The following is a 19,018-nucleotide window of genomic DNA, read 5'->3' on the forward strand; positions in this document are numbered from 1 at the left end:
ATGTCTAATTATTATGATAATAATAATTTGGAAGTAATATCTCCGCTTCTTATATGTAAAGCTGGTTATGCTCTTTCATATGATAAAAATGTAGATGATGCATTTAAATACGCCTTAGAGGCTTCCGAGGCAAAGTGGGGGACTGATGATGCTGAGAAAATTTACGATATATTATCTATTAATGATAAAAATCTTGATTTTTTAGAGGGGTTTGTAAGAAATCTTTCCAATGATTATCCAGAACCAAAGAGAATGAGACTGCTTAGTGATATTTTCCTTCTGAAGGGGAATTTTACGGAATCTCTTGATTATCTAAATAAATCACTATCTGAGGGATTAGATTATGGTACATATATGGTTTTTAAAACCTTTATAGGTCTTTGTCAGGAAAATTATGATAGTGTGATTACAGATGTTGATAATAATATGAGCTATTTGAAGTCTATTAGCGATAAGAATGCTCTTGTCGTAAATAGAGAGTTTGCCAAGAAAAAACTAGGAAAAAAATTAAAGGAAACTGATTTAAGGAGTATTATTGCATACGAACACGCTAAAGATAATGCATCTATGTGTGCGTATTTTATTCTCGGTGATGACTTTAATGCTAATAAGATACTTAAGAGGAAAATAGAAAGTGATTATAAAAATTTTTATACATACTCACGTTGGCCTATCATTCCTAGAACAGCGTTGGAATTATATGTTAGAGAGATTGATAAGGTAGCTTAAGGGTTAATTATACTCTCTTACTATAATATATTTTTGAACAATAATTCTGTTTGCTTTATGTAGGGCTTTCCATGTAGTTACATGGAAAGCTAAGACCGAACTAACACTAATAATGCAAGGGCGATTCGGGGGGGTTATGGTATTTAAAAGTATCCTCTGAAGTTGTATTGCAGCACGAATCTGGATATTACAAGCCAACCTCTACCCCCCATACCCCGAACCACTTTCCCGTAATGCATCCACCACCAGCGAGAATGCCGGGGAGGGCTGTTTTCTGCTGGGATAGTAAAGGTAGTAGCCTGAAAATGGGGCGCACCACGGTTCCAGCACTCTAATCAGGCGTCCTTCCTCAATATGAGGTGAGAATTCTTCTTCCGGCAAGAAGGCAATGCCGAAGCCTGCCAGCGCGGCTTCAACAATATGCTCGGAAGTGTTAAAGGTGAGCTGGCCGTCAACGCGCACGTTTAGGTCACCGCCATCCTGATCGAAATCCCAGACATACAGCCCGCCGGACGTGACCATGCGTTGGTTAATGCACTGATGCTGAGTGAGCTCGTGCGGCGTGTTCGGAATGGGGTGTTTGGCGAAGTAATCGGGTGATGCTACAGCCGCCATCCGCAACGGCTGACCAATCGGTACCGCAATCATGTCTTTATCTATGGCCTCGCCAAGGCGAACGCCGGCATCGAATCGGTCGGCCACGATATTACGAAAACCGTGGTTCGCATCGAATTCCAGTTTGATATCGGGATACTCGCGCAGTAGCGGGAGCAACTTGGGCAACAGCGTAGTGCGTAAAACGTTGGGCCCGCAGGTGATTCGCACTGTGCCAGCGGGTTTGTCGCGGAATTCTGTCAGGTTATCCAGCTCGGCTTCTATCTCATCAAAACGGTTACCAATCGCCTGTAGCAGCCTTTCCCCAGCGGCGGTGGGAGAAACGCTCCGCGTGGTTCGGGTGAGCAGGCGAATCTGCATGCGGTTTTCCAGACCAGTGATGGCCTGGCTGAGGGCAGGTTGTGTCACGCCAAGTTGAGCGGCTGCACGGGTAAAGCTGCCTTCGCGTGCGACGGTAACAAATGAGAGTAGATCATTGAAATTGCGCTTCATTACATCCACCCAGTCTTGATTTATAAATTCTACTTATAAGCCTATTAAGCTTTCATTAGCTAGTCAGAATACGCTACGCGTGTAGAATTTTCATCAACCAATCGCGCTGGCGAATAATGCATTCTCCACCCGCGCGGCTCCATTCATTCTCACTATTTTCGTTTTTATTCCCATGAATAAAGACACGCCCTCGGCTTGCCTAAATTCAGCCAGCCGACGGAAAGAGGTAAAGCGTTATGACCACATTCGTCAATGAGACATCGGCTAAACAGCCCGCCGCATACTGGAACGGGGTTCTGGCAATGACGCTGTGCGCGTTTGCTCTGGTGGCATCGGAGTTTATGCCTGTCAGTCTGCTCACGCCCGTTTCACAGGATTTAGGCGTTAGTGAAGGTCTGGCAGGGCAGGGAATTGCGATTTCAGGGGCGCTGGCCGTGCTGACCAGCCTGTCGATCGCGCGCGTTGCCAGCAATCTTAATCGCAAGGCTCTGCTACTGGGATTGACGCTGTTAATGGCGATCTCCGGCGCGATCATCGCGCTGGCACCCAACTACATGATCTACATGGCTGGTCGTGCGCTGATTGGGATCGCCATTGGGGGATTTTGGTCAATGTCGGCGGCGAGCGCGATTCGTCTGGTTCCTGCGCATCAGGTGCCGCGCGCGCTGGCTATTTTTAACGGCGGCAATGCGCTGGCGACGGTGGTGGCAGCACCACTGGGTAGCTATCTCGGCGCGACAATTGGGTGGCGCGGCGCGTTCTTTTGTCTGGTGCCCGTGGCGCTAATCGCCTTTATCTGGCAATGGATCAGTTTGCCTCCAATGCCAGCCGACCGTGATACCCGCCGTGTTGGCAGCGTTTTTCGTCTGTTCCGCAATCCACTCATCACTGTTGGCATGGCAGCCTGCGGCCTCTTTTTTATGGGCCAGTTCGCGCTCTTTACCTACTTACGTCCGTTCCTTGAAACGGTCACTCATGCCAGCGTTTCTACGCTGTCGCTCGCGCTGCTCACCATTGGTGTCGCGGGGTTTATCGGTACGCTGCTGATTGGTTTTTTCCTACGTCATGGTTTTTACCAGACGCTCATCGCTATTCCGCTGTTGATGACGATGATTGCCGTAGCGCTGATGGCATTCGGTCATCGTACCGAGATGGTGATACTGCTGCTTGGCATCTGGGGTTTGGTTGCTACTGCGGCACCGGTCGGTTGGTGGACATGGGTTGCCAGAACGCTGCCTAACGACGCCGAAGCGGGCGGCGGTCTGATGGTTGCCGTGGTGCAATTGTCCATTGCGCTGGGCTCCACCCTCGGTGGGCTTGCGTTTGACCACAGCGGTTACCAAAGCACTTTCACTATTAGCGGCATGTTGTTGGTGATGGCCGCCACCTTGACTTTATTGACGTCACGTAAAGATATCCACCCAACCCACTGAGGATGATTCTCCAATGAGAAAGTTAACCATGCTATTAGGGCTGTTAATCAGCTCGTTTGCGGCAATAGGCGCTGATATGTCTAACGGTGCCGATAATTTCTATAAGAGCGATAAGGTTACCCAGCAAAAGGTGACTTTTAAAAACCAATATCAGATGAATGTCACTGGTAATTTGTTTATACCGAAAGGCATAAATCAGAACGCCAAAAACCCAGCGATTGTCGTCGGTCATCCTATGGGGGCGGTGAAAGAACAGAGCTCAAATCTGTACGCGCAGAAGCTGGCAGAGCAAGGCTTTGTGACGCTGGCGATCGATCTCTCTTTTTGGGGTGAAAGTGAAGGCAAACCGGGTCATCTGATTGCGCCGGAAATCTATTCCGACGACTTTAGCGCTGCCGTGGATTATCTGAGTACGCAGCGGTACGTTGATGCTGAGAAAATTGGCGTATTGGGCATCTGTGGCAGCGGCAGCTTCGTTATCAGCGCGGCTAAAATTGATCCACGCATGAAGGCGATTGCCACGGTTAGCATGTATGACATGGGATCTGCTGCCCGAAATGGCCTGAATCACACTTTCACCCTTGAACAACGTAAAGCGTTGATTAAATCCGCAGCGGAACAACGTCTTGTCGAGTTTAAGGGCGGTGAGATTGCCTATATTCCAGGCACTGTCAACAAGCTTGATGAATCAACGCCTGCAATCCAGCGTGAATTCTTCGATTTTTACCGTACAGAGCGTGGTGGTTATACGCCACAGGGCGAGAAAGAAGCGCTGACGACCAAACCGATGCTGAGCAGCATCGGTAAGTTCATGAACTTCTATCCGTTCAACGATATCGAAACGATTTCACCTCGCCCGATGCTGTTTATCACCGGTGACCAGGCGCATTCGAAGGAATTTAGCGAAGATGCGTACAAACGTGCCGGGCAGCCTAAAGAGCTGTACATCGTTCCAAACGCCGGCCACGTGGATCTCTACGATCGTACCGATCTGATTCCATTTGCTAAGCTGACATCGTTCTTCAAAGATAACCTGAAGTAATGAAAAGAAGGGCGTCCTGTCAGGGCGCCCTTATTCCACGATATTGCGGATAATCCGCTTCACGATATCTTTTGATGGCTTAATGCCTTTTCCCTCATTTTTCCCTTTCCATCGCACCCCGAGAGTCATGTTCAGTTTGGAATCGTCTTTTACGGGATAGCTGCTATTTTTTAGTCTGAAAATGACGTTAAAAAGATCATTTCACTGCATCTTTCGCTGGTTTTTGTTATGAAATAACGTAAAAACACCAATGTAAGTCATTGGTGCTAATGTTGTGTTTTTTGATAGTATAAAAAACCAATAATTTTCATTAAAAAATCAATGATTGCTAAACTATCTAATATTTATTTCTTAACAGGGAAATAGTTTATTAAGGTAATGGAGAGGTTTATTCTGTCAAAAGTAAAAAATAGAGGGTAAATAGTTCTACTAAATTAAAATTAATGGACTATTTGCAATTATTAATTTTTATTAGCGCATTAAGTATTTCGTTTCTAACGAAATTAAAAGGCATAAAATATATGCCTTTTCCGTTAATTGAAAATTAGAGGTATATTCTTTTTTCTTTTGTTTATTTTTACTTAAGATTAATTCAATTCATTGTTTTTGTTGTGCTTTGTGTTTTGGTGATTCCATTTACTTGCTCTGCTATATAAGCATTGACCGTGCGTTTGTGTTGTGTGTATGATCCAAACTCAAAATATAAATGTATTTAACTCCTTCTTGGCGTAATTCTTTTTACGCCGATGTAAACCGTAACATTACGGTTTTATTATGCTTTTTAATTCGGTTTTAATTTATTTCATCTCGCTGGTCGAAAAACAAATGCGTTATTTGTTTGCCGAATCGCTGCCGTTCTTATGGATTACGGCGGGCTTTTGGTAGGAATCGACTTTACTTCTCCGGGCCCGAGTGCCCTTACGTTGGTATAGACACATGGCAAAAGGAACTGATGGTGCATCTGTCGCACCAAAGGAACGTATTAATATCAAATATGTTCCGGCCACTGGTGGTCAGCAGGCGGAAATAGAATTGCCGTTGACGCTGATGATCGTGGGAAATATGAAAGGGCGCACAGAGGAAACGCCGATCGAAGAACGTCAGACCGTATCGATCGATAAGAACAACTTTACCTCGGTGATGAAAGAAGCAAATCTGGAATTGAATTTCAGTGTGCCAAACCGCCTTGAAGAAGAAAGTCAGGACGACCTGCCAGTGAAACTGAGCATCGGCGGTCTGAATGATTTCTCCCCTGACCGCATTGCCCAGCAGGTGCCTGAATTACGTAAATTGCTTGATTTACGTGAAGCTCTGGTCGCGCTGAAAGGCCCCCTCGGCAATATTCCCTCATTCCGTAATCGTTTGCAGGATCTGTTGTCCAGCGAAGAAGCCAGAGAGCAGCTTTTGAAAGAGCTCGATCTGGTAAAACCCGCCGAATAATTGACGAAATAGGGAAATAAATATGTCAATAATTGAAGAACAGGTTCAGGCAGGCGCTGCCAGCGCTTCTGGATCGCTGCTTGATGACATCATGGCTCAAGCGCGTATCAGCCCGGTTGATGAAGGCTACAGCGTGGCCAAACAGGGTATTGCCGCGCTGGTCGCTAACATTCTTGATAGCGGTAATGCAGCAGAGCCCGTGAACAAAGCGCTGGTCGATAGCATGATCGTCGAACTGGACAAAAAGCTCAGCAAGCAGATTGACGTGATTCTGCATGCTAAAGAACTGCAGGAACTGGAATCTTCCTGGCGTTCGATGAAACTGCTGGTTGATCGCACCGATTTCCGTGAAAACATCAAACTGTTGGTGTTGCATGCGACGAAAGAAGAGCTGTTGGAAGATTTCGAATTCGCTCCTGAAATCTCACAGTCTGGCTTCTACAAGCACGTCTATTCCAGCGGTTACGGCCAGTTTGGCGGCCAGCCTATCGGTGGCGTGATTGGTGACTATGCGCTGACGCAAAGCTCACCAGACATCAAACTGATGCAGTATGTCAGCGCCGTTGGCGCGATGGCGCATGCGCCGTTCATCTCTTCCGTTGCTCCGACCTTCTTTGGCGTCGATCGCTTCACCGATCTGCCTTCCATCAAAGATCTGAAATCCGTTTTCGAAGGCCCGGCCTATACGAAATGGCGTTCGCTGCGTGAGTCCGAAGATGGTCGCTATCTGGGGCTGACGGCACCGCGCTTCCTGGCTCGCCTGCCTTATGACCCAGTAGAAAACCCGATTAAGGGCTTCAACTACAAGGAAGATATCAGCACCGATCACGAACACTATCTGTGGGGCAATACCGCCTACCTGATGGGAACGGCGTTGACGGACAGCTTTGCGAAATACCGCTGGTGTCCGAACATCATTGGTCCGCAGAGCGGCGGTGCGATTACCGACCTGCCCGTGCATGTTTATGAAGCCATGGGCCAGCTTCAGGCCAAGATCCCGACTGAAGTCCTGATCACCGATCGTCGCGAATATGAAATGGCCGAAGAAGGCTTTATCACGCTGACGATGCGTAAAGACAGCGACAACGCGGCCTTCTTCTCGGCTAACTCGGTGCAGAAGCCGAAGGTGTTCCCGAACACTAAAGAAGGCAAAGAAGCGGAAACCAACTACAAGCTGGGTACGCAACTGCCGTACATGTTCATCATCAACCGTCTGGCGCACTACATCAAAGTGCTGCAGCGTGAACAGATTGGCTCATGGAAAGAGCGTCAGGATCTTGAGCGTGAGTTGAATACCTGGATTAAACAGTACATTGCCGATCAGGAAAACCCGCCGGCAGATGTTCGTAGCCGTCGTCCTCTGCGTGCCGCACAAATCAAAGTGCTGGATGTAGAAGGAGAACCAGGTTGGTATCAGGTCACCATGTCTGTGCGCCCGCACTTCAAGTACATGGGGGCGAACTTTGAGCTGTCGCTGGTAGGGCGTTTGGATAAGGAATAAGACTGATGCCGTCTCTTTCTGCCTGGGAAAGGGGAAACGCGGCAAGTCTGTTTGATCGTATCCGTGGGGAGGAGCGTCGCTCCTCCCCTGAAACGGAAGTTGAAGCACTGATCGAGTCCGTTAAGCGTCAACTGGACAACGTGCTCAACACCCGGCCCGGAAATTGCCGCAGCGCACCTGAGCTTGGCGTGATTGATTTTAATGACGCGACGCAGGGTGGTGCGGACATTCGGGGGAAAATCCGGGAGGCGATCCGACAGTGTATCTGTCGCTTTGAACCTCGAATTGTTCATGTGGATGTCAACACATCGGACTATTTATCGAATCCGATGGAGATGTCGTTTCAGGTTACCGCCCGGGTCAGATTGGAAGATCTGGAGCAGGTTGCCTCTTTCAATATCCACATGGATAGCCACCGCCATTACAGAATGATCTGATTATGTCACTGGAACATTTTTTCAGGGATGAGCTGACCTACTTGCGCCTGCAAGGGCGTGAATTCGCCAAGGCGCACCCTGAGCTTACCCGATTTTTGTCAGAACAAACCACGGATCCAGACGTCGAGCGTCTGCTGGAAGGGTTCGCCTTTTTGACAGGGAGCCTGCGGGCGAAGATCGAGGATGAATTTCCGGAACTGACACACGGTCTGCTGGGCATGCTGTGGCCTAATTACCTGCGCCCTGTACCGAGCATGACGATTATGCAGTTTTCGGTACTCCCCGGCGCGATTGCCCAACCTGCGTTTGTTGAACGCGGCTGTGAGCTTGATAGCCTGCCGATTGATGATGTGGTTTGCCATTTTCAGACCTGTCACGATGCCTGGATTTATCCGGCGGATATCCGTGAAATCAAGGTACAGAGCGGCAACGATCTTTCCACCATTACGCTGGACGTTGGGCTGCATGGCCCGCTATCGCTAAGCGACCTGCAACTCGACAAACTGCGCTTTTATCTGGGCGGTGATACTTATACGGCCTACGAGCTCTATTTCTGGATCGCCAGTCAGCTGTCGCACATTGAGCTGGAAATCGATGGTCAGCGCTTCCGTCAGGAAGCCAGCGTGCTGAAGACTGTCGGCTTCGAGCGAGAAGATGCGCTATTGCCGTATCCCGGTAATGTCTATTCGGGCTACCGCATCTTGCAGGAATACTTCTGTTTTCCCGAAAGTTTTCTCTTTTTCCAGCTCGCGGGGGCGGTATGGCCGGATCTCCCGATGACGGTAACGGAATTCCGTCTGCATTTTTGCTTTGACCGCCCACTGCCAGCGGAGCTGAAGATCCGCCCTGATTCGTTCATGCTCAACTGCGTGCCGGCAATCAATCTCTTCCAGCATGATAGCGAACCGATCAATCTCAGCGGACGCCAGACGGATTACCCGCTGAAAGCCAGTTACCGTAACGCGGATAGCTTTGAAATCTTCTCTGTGGACAAGGTTGAAGGTTGGGTTGAAGGGAATTCAGGCCGTGCTCGGGGGATTCCACGTACCTATCAGCCTTTTGAGAGCTTTCAGCACCAAATCGAACGCGCCAAAGGACGGCTCGCGCTCTATTACCGTATTCGGGTAAGAGAAGCGGTGAACGGCAACGGGTTTGATCACATGCTCTCTTTTGTCCGTGGCGATGAGCAGGAAGTGATTGATTTGGATGAATCCATCTCGGTGACCCTGACCTGTACTAACCGATCGCGTGCGGCGAAACTGCCCGTTGGGTCGATCTGCGTACCCACTGGCAATTCACCGTCTTTCGCGACGTTTCGCAATCTGGTGCGGCCGACGCGACCGCTGCGGCCTGCCATGGATGGCAGCTTGCATTGGACGCTGATCTCCAACCTGTCTCTGAACTATGTGTCGCTGCTGCGCCGCGATGCGCTGGTGCAAATCCTGCGTACCTACGATTTTCCGGCGCTGCACGACAAGCAGGCGGAACAAGCCTCGCGTAAGCGTCTGGCAGGGATCGAATCTATCGAAACCACACCGATCGACCGTCTGGTTCAGGGGATGCCGGTTCGCGGTTTGAAATCCATCCTGTCAGTACGGCAATCCGCGTTTTCCAGTGAAGGAGAACTCTATCTGTTTAGCACGGTGCTGGCGCACTTCTTCTCGTTATACGCCAGCGTCAACGCCTTCCACCTGTTGGAAGTCGTCAACATCGATAACAAGGAGCGCTACCGATGGCCGGTACAGATAGGTCAACACTCAATGATGTGACGTTCCGTCAGGATGTCTCACGCTTTAATTTTTTCCAATTGGTGGAATTACTTAACCAACTGGAAGGCGTGGATCTGGAACAAGAGCTGGATTTCCGCCCTGAACAGGAACGCCTGCGCTTTCGCTCTACGGCCTCCATCGGTTTTCACCCCAGCGATATCTTGCAGGTGGGGCGTGATGAAGATGGCCGTCAGGAGCTGGAAGTCGCGTTTCTTGGCCTGCATGGCAGTCAGTCACCGATGCCAGGCTATTACCTCGAAGAGCTGGCCTGGGAATACGCACAGGGCGAGCAGAAGCTGGGCGTATTTCTCGACTTCTTTCACCACCGCTTACTCACGCTGTTGCACCGTGCCTGGCGTAAATACCGCTATCACGTCCGCTTTCAGAATGAGGGGGAGGATGGATTCTCCCGCCTGATGTTTGCGCTCGTGGGGTTAGGGAATGACGCCGTACGCGACAGCCTGCCGGTTAACCGCGCCAAGATGCTCTCCTACGCCGGTGTACTCGCCAGCCCCAGCCGCTCACCAGAAGTGGTCGCGGGCTTGGTTATTCACTGTTTTGACCTGGATGACGTGGCCGTTCTGGCCTGGCAGCACCGTCGTGTGCCCATTCACGAAGGGCAGCAGAACCGTCTGGGCAAAGCAAACATGATGCTGGGCGGTGATTTTGTTATCGGCGATAAAGTGAACGATTGCGCCGGCAAGTTTTTGCTCAAGGTCGGCAATCTCAGCTTTAGCCGCTTTCTCAGCTTTTTGCCCAACGGCGAGCATTTTCAGCCGCTGGTGCGCTTTGTCTCTTTCATTCTTCGCGATCAGTTGGCCTGGGATCTGCGTCTTGGCTTTGCGGAAGGTGAAGCCAAGGGTTTAAGCCTGGGCAGTGAGCAAAGCAGCCGGTTGGGATGGAGCAGCTTTCTCGGGCAGCCGCCCGCGGATCCCTATGTGACGATTTGTGTGCAGGAGTAAATGTGAACGTAACCCATCCACTCACGTTGGTTGTGCTCAACAGTGAGCAGCTCGATATCAATTCTCAGGTGCAGCACCAGTTCGATCATCGTGGTGGCACGCTGGGCGCGTCGGAAAAAGACCAATGGCAACTGCGGGATCGGCTTGGCTCCGTGGTGCCGGAGCACGCCCGTATCGACATGACCGACGGCTATTTCAGCCTGTGCGATCTGAGCGGTCAGTCTTTTATTAACGGATCGCTGTCGCCGATTGGGCGCGATCGCAAAGTCATTTTGTCGCACGGCGATGAACTGGTTATCGGGCCTTTCCGGTTGGGCGTTTATATCGGCGACCCCACCACGGAACAGGATATCGATCAGGTATTAGGGCAGGGTACGGTCGATGTGCTGGGCGGCTGGCTAAGTGAAGATAAAAAAAGGCGCTCAACGGATCTGGCCGATCCCGCGGTTGTGTTGAATGACCCGCTGTGGGCGCTACAGAAAGAACAGAGCCAGCCACTCTTGCCATCAGACAGTGAGACGGCCGGAGCCTCGCTCACGACCTCTCTTTCTTCTTTTTCTTCTGCTGAGGACACCATGGATCAGAAATTTGTGGAATTACCGACCATCAACACACCGTACGCGGGAGATGGGCTGGAGGGCTACAGCGATGGCACTTCTCTGGCTCCGCTGATGCGCGGGCTGGGGCTGTCGCTTCAGCCGGGCGATGATGCGCGATTGCGCGAAATGCTGGAAGAGATGGGGAAAAGCCTGCGCGCGATGGTTGAAGGCCTGCTGGCATTGCAGACGGAACAGGCGGCAATGGCGGACACGCATTTACGCCCGATTGAAGATAACCCGCTGCGTCTGGGGCTGGGCTATGCGGATACGCTGTCGGTGCTGTTTGCCGAAGGGAAAAGCCCGGTGCACCTGTCTGCGCCCGCCGCTGTGGAAGAAGTGTTGAACAATGTGCGGGTGCATCACATCGCGAATCAGCAAGCGATTGCCGTGGCGTTGGAAAATATTCTTCAGGCCTTTTCGCCTGCCGCGTTGCTTAACCGCTTTGAGCACTATCGCCGCAGCGGCGAACCGCTGGCAGCGGATGACGGCTGGGCGTGGCAGATGTATCAGCACTACTACCGTGAATTAACGTCGCCGCGCCAGCAGGGATTCCAGAAACTGTTCCATCAGGTGTATGCGCAGGCGTATGACCGCTCCGTGCGTCAACAGCAGGAGCAAAAATAATGCTGCGGGCTCTGTGCTTATGTTCCCTGATGTTCCTGCTGTCGGGGTGTACCACGCTGGGCAAAATGGCGCAGGTGGCGGCGAATCCCGATATTCAGGTGGGCAGCAACAATCATCAGCCTTCTACCGTGGGTTTCAGCCTGCTGGCGGAACCGGATGTTAACCCGAACGACAGCGGTGAAGCTGCCCCTATCGAATTCCAACTGGTGCTGTTGGCGGAAGATTCACGTCTGTTAGCCACCGATTATGACCAGATCACGACGGATATCGAAAAGGCGTTAGCCAAGAATTACCTCAGCCATCAGGACTACACGCTGTTGCCAGGGCAATTCAAATATCTGTCGCCCGAAGCGCTGGATGAAAAGGTGCATTACCTCGGCGTGGTGGCGCGCTATGCGGATTCGGAAAGCGCCGAGTGGCGCAAAGTCATCAAGCTAAAGAACACCGGGCAGACGTATCAGATCCTCGTGCACCTGCGCAGGGATGAAGTCGAAATCAAAAAAGACCAAGAAGAAGAATAATTATGTCGAGTCGCAATCGCATTATCTGGCGGGAAGGTCTGTTCATTAAACCGCAGCATTTTCAACAACAGCAACGACACACCGATTACGCACTGCACGCGCGTCTCAGCGCCCTCAGTGACTATTTCTATGGCTTGCAATCACTGGCGATTAATGAGGAATACCTCAATTTTGGCCGCATCGCGCTGGTTAACGCCAGCGGTGTGATGCCTGACGGCACCGTGTTCAATATTCCGGGTGATGACGCTCTGCCGCTGCCGTTGGAGATTACCGACGTCGCGCTGGCAAACCAGAAAGTGTATCTGGCGCTGCCGCTGGCGGTAAATGGCGTCAGTGAAGTCGGTCAACCGGGACAGGGGATCGCCAGCCGCCTGCAATCGCACCGGCATGACGTGCGCGATCTGCACAGCGACGGCGGCGACATCGTTTCTCTGGAAGTCGGCAAGGTCAGCCTGCGCCTGATGCTCGATCGTGACGATCGCAGCGCCTATGCCTCGCTGGCGATTGCCAACATTCTGGATAAGCGCCCTGACGGCGGCTTGATTCTGGATCCCAACTTTATGCCGTGCAGCATCAGCGTCACCGCGATCCCCACTTTAAAACGCTTTCTGGGTGAGTCTGCCGGTTTAGTGGCTGAACGCGCACGCAGTCTGGCGCAGCGTATTGCCGCCCCAGGGCAGCAGGGCGTAGCAGACGTGGCTGAATTCATGATGTTGCAATTGCTTAACCGTGCTCAGCCTAAATTGTCGCATCTGGCGCGCCTTGGCACGTTGCACCCTGAACGCCTGCACGAAACGCTGGTTGAACTGTGCGGTGAGCTGATGACGTTTACCGATGAGTCGCGCCTGCCGCCGGAATTCCCCGCCTATCGCCACGAACACCAGCAAGCCAGCTTTGAGCCGCTGATGATGGCGCTGCGTCAGGCGCTGAGCACCGTGCTGTCGCCGCGTGCCGTCTCCATCCAACTGAAGAAACAGCCATACGGCGTGATGGTGGCAATGGTTGGCGATGCAGAATTGATGGCCAGCGCCGAGTTTGTACTGGCGGTGCGTGCGCGTATGCCGCAGGAGCACTTACGTAAACAGCTGCTGCAACAAACGAAGATCGCCTCCAGCGAGAAGATCCGCGAACTGATTAGCCTGCAACTGCCGGGCATCCCGCTGCTGCCGCTGCCGGTTGCGCCGCGCCAGCTGCCTTATCACGCGGGTTACAGCTATTTCCAACTGGATAGACAAAGCCCTGCCTGGCAGATGCTGGTGTCTGGCAACACGCTGGCGTTCCACATTGCTGGCGAATTCCCGGAACTGGATATGCAGCTTTGGGCCATCCGCGGCCAGTAATAAGGAGAGGAAGAGATGAGCATCGAGGTTATTAAAAACGATCAACTGGGCGATCTGCTTTTTGACCACGCCCGACAGCTGGATATGGACTCCGACTACTGGTTCCGCCTGCGTGGACAAAGCATTAATCCGATGGTGGATGCGGTCACGCCGCTGCTGGGCATGGTGGAGCGGGTACGTCAGCTCTCGGCCTATGAGGGCGTAGAAGATCTCTATCAGCGTGTAGTGTCTGAAATTCAGGCTATCGAACAGGAATTGCATTCTCATGGCTACGAAAACGGCGTGATTTTGTCGTTCCGCTACATCCTCTGCACCTTCATTGATGAAGCCGTGATGGGGCGGGAGTGGGGCGGCCAAAGCATGTGGTCGGCACATTCCCTGCTGACCCGTTTTCACAATGAGACCTGGGGGGGCGAAAAGGTGTTTGTCCTGCTGGAGAAGCTGCTGGACGACCCCACCCGCTATCGCGACATTCTGGAGTTTATCTACCTCTGCCTCTGTCTGGGTTTTGAAGGGCGTTATCGGGTGATGACACAGGGGCGTGAAGAACTGAACCGCGTCGTGAGCAAGCTGCATGACACCCTGCGCCCTGAGCCTGCGAATTCGCCGACGGTGTTCCACCTGAATCTGGGGCAGCAGGCTTCGCGCTACCAACTGCGCAGACAGGTGTCATTGCGCACGCTGTTTGTCGGCGTGTGCGTGGTTCTGGTGGCCGCCTTCGGCCTGTACCGCTATCAGCTAACTCATCAAACCCAGGACGTACTGCGTCAGCTGGGAGAATTATTACAATAACAGGAGCTACACCGTGATTCGAATTGAACTGCCGACACTGGTTGAACGACTCAACCCCGTGTGCCGTCATATGCTGGAAGAAGCGGCGGCACTCTGTATTCAACATCAGGGCGCGGAAATCCGTATTGAGCATCTGTTGCTGAAAATGCTGGAAACGCCGCTGTGTGATGTGCGCCAGATCCTCAAGCGTGCGGGCGTGGATGCGGATGAGCTGTCTTCGCTGCTGTTGCCTTCCTCCATGGATAAAGAATTTGACGCGGGCTATCCCTCATTCTCCCCTCTGCTGGTGGAGTGGTTACAGGATAGCTGGCTGCTGGCCTCGGCTGAATTTCAACACGTACGCCTGCGCAGCGGCATTTTGCTGTTGGTTCTGCTGCTGACACCCAATCGCTATGTGGCAGGCGCGGTATCCCGCCCGTTGGCGCAGATTAACCGTGAGCTTTTACGCCAGCAGTTTGATGAGTGGGTGAAGGATTCGGTGGAAACGGAGGTCGCGGTGCAATCCGCCACGGCCGAACAGGCTGCTGCGGCGAATACGCAACTCTCTCGCTATACCCAAAACGTGACGGAATCCGCCCGACAGGGGCAACTGGATCCGGTGCTGTGCCGCGACCATGAAATCGATCTGATGATCGACATTCTGTCCCGCCGTCGTAAAAACAACCCGATTGTGGTCGGGGAAGCGGGCGTCGGTAAAAGTGCGCTGATCGAAGGGCTGGCGCTGCGTATCGTGGCCGGTGCCGTGCCGGAAAGATTACGGGATGTGGAACTGCTCACGCTCGATCTGGGTGCGATGCAGGCCGGTGCCTCGGTGAAAGGCGAATTTGAGAAACGCTTCAAAGGCGTGATGCAGGAAGTGAAAGATTCGCCGCGCCCTATCATTCTGTTTATCGATGAAGCGCATACGCTCATCGGGGCGGGCAATCAGGCTGGTGGGTTGGACGTTTCCAACCTGCTCAAGCCTGCACTGGCGCGCGGTGAGCTGCGCACCATCGCGGCCACGACCTGGAGCGAGTACAAAAAATACGTCGAGAAGGACGCCGCGCTTTCCCGCCGTTTCCAGCTTGTCAAAGTCGGCGAGCCAAACGCGGAAGAAGCCACGGTTATCCTGCGTGGGCTGCGCGGCATCTATGAAAAAGCACATGGCGTTCTGATTGATGAAGATGCGCTTCAGGCGGCCGCGCAGCTGTCGGCGCGTTACATCTCCGGTCGTCAACTGCCCGATAAGGCGATTGACGTGCTGGATACCGCCAGTGCGCGTGTCGCCATTAACCTGACGACGCCACCGCGTGCGGTCAGCCAGCTACAGACGCGCCTGCATCAGCAGGAGATGGAAATCACCCAGCTTGAGCGTCAGGCGCGTATTGGTCTGGGCAATACCGAAGAACGCTTAGCCGAACTGCGTGACGCCCGCGAAGCTGGTGCGGTGCAACTGGCACAGCTGGAAGCCGATTGGCAGCAGCAGAAAACACAGGTTCAGCGCGTGATTGAACTGCGCACGGCGCTGCTGGATGAAGAGCAGTCTGTCGATTTTGATGCGGTGTCGGCGGCGGCGGAACTGGCTACCTGTGAACAGGCGCTGGAAGCGCTGCAACAGTCCTCCGTGCTGGTCTCTCCTCACGTTGATAAAACGCAGATTGCAGCCGTTATTGCCGAGTGGACGGGCGTGCCGCTGAACCGTATCTCACAGAGTGAAATGGATGTCGTCACGCGCCTGCCTGAATTCCTGGGGGATTTAATTAAAGGGCAGCAGTTGGCAATTGCTCAACTGCATAAGCACCTGCTGACCGCGCGTGCGGATCTTCGTCGTCCGGGGCGTCCGCTGGGGGCTTTCCTGCTGGTAGGGCCGAGCGGCGTGGGTAAAACGGAAACCGTGCTCCAGATTGCCGACCTGATGTTTGGTGGACGCAATTATCTGACCACCATCAATATGTCCGAGTATCAGGAAAAACATACGGTTTCACGCCTGATCGGTTCGCCGCCGGGCTACGTCGGGTTTGGTGAAGGCGGCGTGTTGACCGAAGCCATCCGCCAGAAACCGTATTCCGTGGTGCTGCTGGATGAGGTGGAGAAAGCGCACCCGGATGTCCTGAACCTGTTCTATCAGGCGTTTGATAAAGGTGAACTTGCCGATGGTGAAGGCCGGGTGATCGACTGCCGCAACGTGGTGTTCTTCCTGACGTCCAACCTCGGGTTCCAGACGATTGTGAACTACGCAGAGCAGTCGGATGTGTTGCTGGATGCACTCTATCCTGAGCTGGCGGCCTTCTTCAAACCCGCACTCTTGGCGCGTATGGAAGTCATCCCTTACCTGCCGCTGGCGCATGACACCATGGTTGAGATTGTGCAGGGCAAATTGTCGCGTCTGGTGTCTCTGCTGCAACAGCGTTTTGGCGCGGAAGTCATCATTGAGGACGAAGTGCCGGAAGAGATTCTGCGGTTGGCGAATCGCAGCGAAAACGGCGCGCGTATGCTCGAATCGGTGATTGATGGTGCCTTGCTGCCACCGGTCTCGCTACAGCTGCTGCAACGCATGTCTGCGGGTGAGCCTGTCAGCCGTATTCATTTCCGCGTCGAAGCCGGCCAGTTCCAGACTGAGGTTGAGGGCTGAGTATGCAACATGCCCTCGAACTGGCGCTTGCACTCACCCGACAGCATGATGAGGCCGGTCTGTGCGACTGGCTGCTGGAGACGATGCAAACCGCCTGGCAGCCTCAAGGGATGCTGCTGGGTATGGTGGATGTCAGTGGCAGGCTGCTGACCTGTCAGGGGCGAGTGCATGAAACGCCGGTAGCGCTGAGTCTGGGCGTGGATGACTTTAGCCACCCGCTGGCTTATGCGCTGCACAAGAATCAGGCGCGCACCTGGGATTCTCTCTATGGCGGTGCCCGCATTGAGCACCGTGAATTTCGGCAGATGCTGGTCTCTGTCGGGACGAACTGCGGGCTGCACGCGCTGCCGCTGCTGTCGGATAGCGGCAAACCGCTGGCAGTGTTGGCGCTGTTGGATACGCCGACGCGCCTGCAAATGCTGCATCAACGAGGCGAATGTGAACGGCTGGCGCAGGTGTTTTGCCGTCAGTTGATGCTGCTGCGTGAGCTGGCGCATACCCGGCGGGAGCAGGTCGCGCTGAGAGATTCACTCCGCCAGATTAAGGATGAAGGGCAGAGCCGTCGCGAGCAGGAAAAGCGGGTGGAGGCCACGCTGATTGGCCGATCTGTCGTCATTAAAGAGCTGCATCAGCAAATTTATCAGGCGGCAAAACACCGGCTTTCGGTGCTGATTCAGGGCGAAACCGGTTCAGGGAAAGATGTGGTGGCGCGTCTGCTGCATCAGTGTTCCGAACGTGCTGACAAACCTTTTATCGCCATCAACTGCGCGGCGATCCCGGAAAACCTGATTGAAAGCGAGCTGTTTGGCTACCAGAAAGGCGCGTTCTCTGGCGCACAAAGCAACAAGATTGGTCTGGTAGAGCAGGCTAACGGCGGAACCCTGTTTTTGGATGAAGTCGGCGATATGCCGCAGTCCATGCAGGCCAAGCTGTTAAGGGTGCTGGAGACGCACAGCTTCCGTCCCCTCGGGGCGGAGAAAGAGGTGCATTCCGATTTCCGTCTGATTGCCGCGACCCACCAGCCGCTGGAACAGCAGGTGTCTGACGGCGTGTTTCGGCAGGATCTCTATCATCGCCTTTGCCAGTGCCTGTTGCAGGTCGCTCCGCTGCGCGAGCGGCCAGACGATATTCGTCTGCTGTGTGAGCACTTCATCGGCCAATTTGCTGACAAACAGCAAAAACACGTGGGGCCGTTGAACCGGGCCTTCCTGCGCCAGCTGGTGGCGTATGACTTTCCCGGCAATGTGCGGGAACTGCGCAATCTGCTGGAAGTTGCCTGCGCGCATACGCCGGACGGTGAGGCGCCGTCTCTGGCATCGCTGCCGCCGGAACTGCGCGAGCGGCTGACGAGCAGCACGCCGGAAGAACAGGATTGCTATCAGCACATCCACGATTTGCGTATTGCCACACAGCGGTATGAAGCCGCTGTCATTGAAGCACGCCTGCGCCAGTTTCAGGGCAACCGCCTGCTGGTGGCCGATAGCCTTAATATCCCTAAACGCACTCTCGACCACAAATGCCAGAAGCTGGAGGTAAATTGATGTTTCTGACGATGGCACCCTTACTGTTGGCAACCGCTGCGACCCCCGATCCCGCCTGGCAGTCGTTATGGGAACAGTGTCGCAATGAGACCGCTGCAGAGCTTCGACTGGCCTGTTATGACGCGCTGGGTCGGGAAGCGGAACGCAGCGGCACGCTGTCCCCACAGAGTGATAACGCCGCGACGGGCGGAACGTTTCAACTGGGACGTGAAGCAGACAGCGGCGATATGACACTCACCCGCGTGCTGGCCGATGGCAATACGCTGGTGATTAGCTGCGCCAGCAATATTACACACTTGCGCTTAACGCTCAGCGAACCCTGGGCAGGTGAGTCCGTCACATCGCAACTGGATGGCGTGACGGTGTCCGACAGCTGGTTTGTCCGCAACCGTGGGCTGCTGCTGGAATCGGGACGCGGCCTGCCGGCGATTGATGCGTTAAAGCGTTGGATTGGGCATCGTGAACTGGTGCTTAACGGCGCGGACGGTCATGCGCTACGTATCGAACTCGCCGGGCTGGGCGAAGCGCTCGCGCCACTGCGTCAGCAGTGTCACTGGTAAAGGAGGCGTT

The 19,018-nt window shown here is 53.4% G+C and carries 16 protein-coding genes; 15 read left to right on the plus strand and 1 reads right to left on the minus strand.

Annotated features, from left to right (window positions below):
* A complete protein-coding gene (locus tag BUB06_RS22315; protein ID WP_039475416.1) occupies positions 1–729 on the plus strand; it encodes a hypothetical protein in 729 nt (242 codons plus the stop codon).
* A 201-nt stretch (positions 730–930) separates the two neighbouring features.
* Here BUB06_RS22315 and BUB06_RS19425 read toward each other — a convergent pair whose 3' ends face one another.
* Positions 931–1,836, minus strand: coding sequence for a LysR family transcriptional regulator (locus BUB06_RS19425; RefSeq protein ID WP_010303178.1), 906 nt, complete (start codon positions 1,834–1,836; stop codon positions 931–933).
* 236 nt (positions 1,837–2,072) lie between these two features.
* Between BUB06_RS19425 and BUB06_RS19430 the strand changes: the two genes are divergently transcribed.
* The 14 genes from BUB06_RS19430 (at position 2,073) to vasI (ending at position 19,008) form a co-directional block, all read left to right on the plus strand.
* Positions 2,073–3,269 carry an MFS transporter gene (locus tag BUB06_RS19430; protein WP_039475413.1) on the plus strand — a complete coding sequence of 399 codons (1,197 nt, stop codon included), beginning with the start codon at positions 2,073–2,075 and terminating at the stop codon, positions 3,267–3,269.
* Between the two features lie 13 nt (positions 3,270–3,282).
* A complete protein-coding gene (locus BUB06_RS19435) occupies positions 3,283–4,311 on the plus strand; it encodes an alpha/beta hydrolase (protein WP_010303176.1) in 1,029 nt (342 codons plus the stop codon).
* A gap of 936 nt (positions 4,312–5,247) precedes the next feature.
* Complete coding sequence (gene tssB, locus BUB06_RS19440) at positions 5,248–5,751, plus strand: type VI secretion system contractile sheath small subunit (protein WP_010282535.1); 504 nt, start codon at positions 5,248–5,250, stop codon at positions 5,749–5,751.
* A 22-nt stretch (positions 5,752–5,773) separates the two neighbouring features.
* On the plus strand, positions 5,774–7,252 hold the full coding sequence (gene tssC, locus BUB06_RS19445; RefSeq protein WP_010303163.1) for a type VI secretion system contractile sheath large subunit: 1,479 nt from the start codon (positions 5,774–5,776) through the stop codon (positions 7,250–7,252).
* A 5-nt stretch (positions 7,253–7,257) separates the two neighbouring features.
* On the plus strand, positions 7,258–7,689 hold the full coding sequence (gene tssE / locus BUB06_RS19450; RefSeq protein ID WP_010303156.1) for a type VI secretion system baseplate subunit TssE: 432 nt from the start codon (positions 7,258–7,260) through the stop codon (positions 7,687–7,689).
* Positions 7,690–7,691: 2 nt separating this feature from the next.
* Complete coding sequence (gene tssF / locus BUB06_RS19455) at positions 7,692–9,458, plus strand: type VI secretion system baseplate subunit TssF (RefSeq protein ID WP_039475410.1); 1,767 nt, start codon at positions 7,692–7,694, stop codon at positions 9,456–9,458.
* Entirely contained in the window at positions 9,422–10,420 is a 999-nt protein-coding gene (gene tssG / locus BUB06_RS19460) for a type VI secretion system baseplate subunit TssG (protein WP_010303151.1), read from the plus strand. The genes tssF and tssG overlap by 37 nt, the downstream gene beginning before the upstream one ends.
* A 2-nt stretch (positions 10,421–10,422) precedes the next feature.
* A complete protein-coding gene (gene tagH / locus BUB06_RS19465; RefSeq protein ID WP_039475408.1) occupies positions 10,423–11,643 on the plus strand; it encodes a type VI secretion system-associated FHA domain protein TagH in 1,221 nt (406 codons plus the stop codon).
* The gene (gene tssJ, locus BUB06_RS19470) at positions 11,643–12,164 is read left to right on the plus strand and encodes a type VI secretion system lipoprotein TssJ (RefSeq protein WP_039475406.1); all 522 of its coding nucleotides are present in this window, start codon (positions 11,643–11,645) and stop codon (positions 12,162–12,164) included. The genes tagH and tssJ overlap by 1 nt, the downstream gene beginning before the upstream one ends.
* A gap of 2 nt (positions 12,165–12,166) precedes the next feature.
* The gene (gene tssK / locus BUB06_RS19475) at positions 12,167–13,504 is read left to right on the plus strand and encodes a type VI secretion system baseplate subunit TssK (protein WP_010303141.1); all 1,338 of its coding nucleotides are present in this window, start codon (positions 12,167–12,169) and stop codon (positions 13,502–13,504) included.
* Positions 13,505–13,519: 15 nt separating this feature from the next.
* Positions 13,520–14,296, plus strand: a complete 777-nt coding sequence (gene icmH, locus BUB06_RS19480) for a type IVB secretion system protein IcmH/DotU (RefSeq protein WP_010303138.1) — start codon at positions 13,520–13,522, stop codon at positions 14,294–14,296.
* 13 nt (positions 14,297–14,309) lie between these two features.
* Positions 14,310–16,907 (plus strand): type VI secretion system ATPase TssH, encoded by a 2,598-nt coding sequence (gene tssH / locus BUB06_RS19485; protein ID WP_039475404.1) that lies wholly within the window; start codon positions 14,310–14,312, stop codon positions 16,905–16,907.
* A 2-nt stretch (positions 16,908–16,909) separates the two neighbouring features.
* Positions 16,910–18,448, plus strand: a complete 1,539-nt coding sequence (locus tag BUB06_RS19490) for a sigma-54 interaction domain-containing protein (protein WP_039475401.1) — start codon at positions 16,910–16,912, stop codon at positions 18,446–18,448.
* Positions 18,448–19,008 (plus strand): type VI secretion system-associated protein VasI, encoded by a 561-nt coding sequence (gene vasI / locus BUB06_RS19495; protein ID WP_039475398.1) that lies wholly within the window; start codon positions 18,448–18,450, stop codon positions 19,006–19,008. Before BUB06_RS19490 ends, vasI begins: the two co-directional genes overlap by 1 nt.
* Positions 19,009–19,018: the final 10 nt, after the last annotated feature.

The organism is Pectobacterium carotovorum (assembly GCF_900129615.1).
In the GTDB taxonomy this organism is placed as follows: Bacteria; Pseudomonadota; Gammaproteobacteria; order Enterobacterales; family Enterobacteriaceae; genus Pectobacterium; species Pectobacterium carotovorum.

Coding starts and splice junctions, on each gene's coding strand:
- BUB06_RS22315 (WP_039475416.1), top strand. CDS start 1: ATGTCTAATTATTATGATAATAATAATTTGGAAGTAATATCTCCGCTT.
- BUB06_RS19425 (WP_010303178.1), bottom strand. CDS start 1,836: ATGAAGCGCAATTTCAATGATCTACTCTCATTTGTTACCGTCGCACGC.
- BUB06_RS19430 (WP_039475413.1), top strand. CDS start 2,073: ATGACCACATTCGTCAATGAGACATCGGCTAAACAGCCCGCCGCATAC.
- BUB06_RS19435 (WP_010303176.1), top strand. CDS start 3,283: ATGAGAAAGTTAACCATGCTATTAGGGCTGTTAATCAGCTCGTTTGCG.
- tssB (WP_010282535.1), top strand. CDS start 5,248: ATGGCAAAAGGAACTGATGGTGCATCTGTCGCACCAAAGGAACGTATT.
- tssC (WP_010303163.1), top strand. CDS start 5,774: ATGTCAATAATTGAAGAACAGGTTCAGGCAGGCGCTGCCAGCGCTTCT.
- tssE (WP_010303156.1), top strand. CDS start 7,258: ATGCCGTCTCTTTCTGCCTGGGAAAGGGGAAACGCGGCAAGTCTGTTT.
- tssF (WP_039475410.1), top strand. CDS start 7,692: ATGTCACTGGAACATTTTTTCAGGGATGAGCTGACCTACTTGCGCCTG.
- tssG (WP_010303151.1), top strand. CDS start 9,422: ATGGCCGGTACAGATAGGTCAACACTCAATGATGTGACGTTCCGTCAG.
- tssJ (WP_039475406.1), top strand. CDS start 11,643: ATGCTGCGGGCTCTGTGCTTATGTTCCCTGATGTTCCTGCTGTCGGGG.
- tssK (WP_010303141.1), top strand. CDS start 12,167: ATGTCGAGTCGCAATCGCATTATCTGGCGGGAAGGTCTGTTCATTAAA.
- icmH (WP_010303138.1), top strand. CDS start 13,520: ATGAGCATCGAGGTTATTAAAAACGATCAACTGGGCGATCTGCTTTTT.
- BUB06_RS19490 (WP_039475401.1), top strand. CDS start 16,910: ATGCAACATGCCCTCGAACTGGCGCTTGCACTCACCCGACAGCATGAT.
- vasI (WP_039475398.1), top strand. CDS start 18,448: ATGTTTCTGACGATGGCACCCTTACTGTTGGCAACCGCTGCGACCCCC.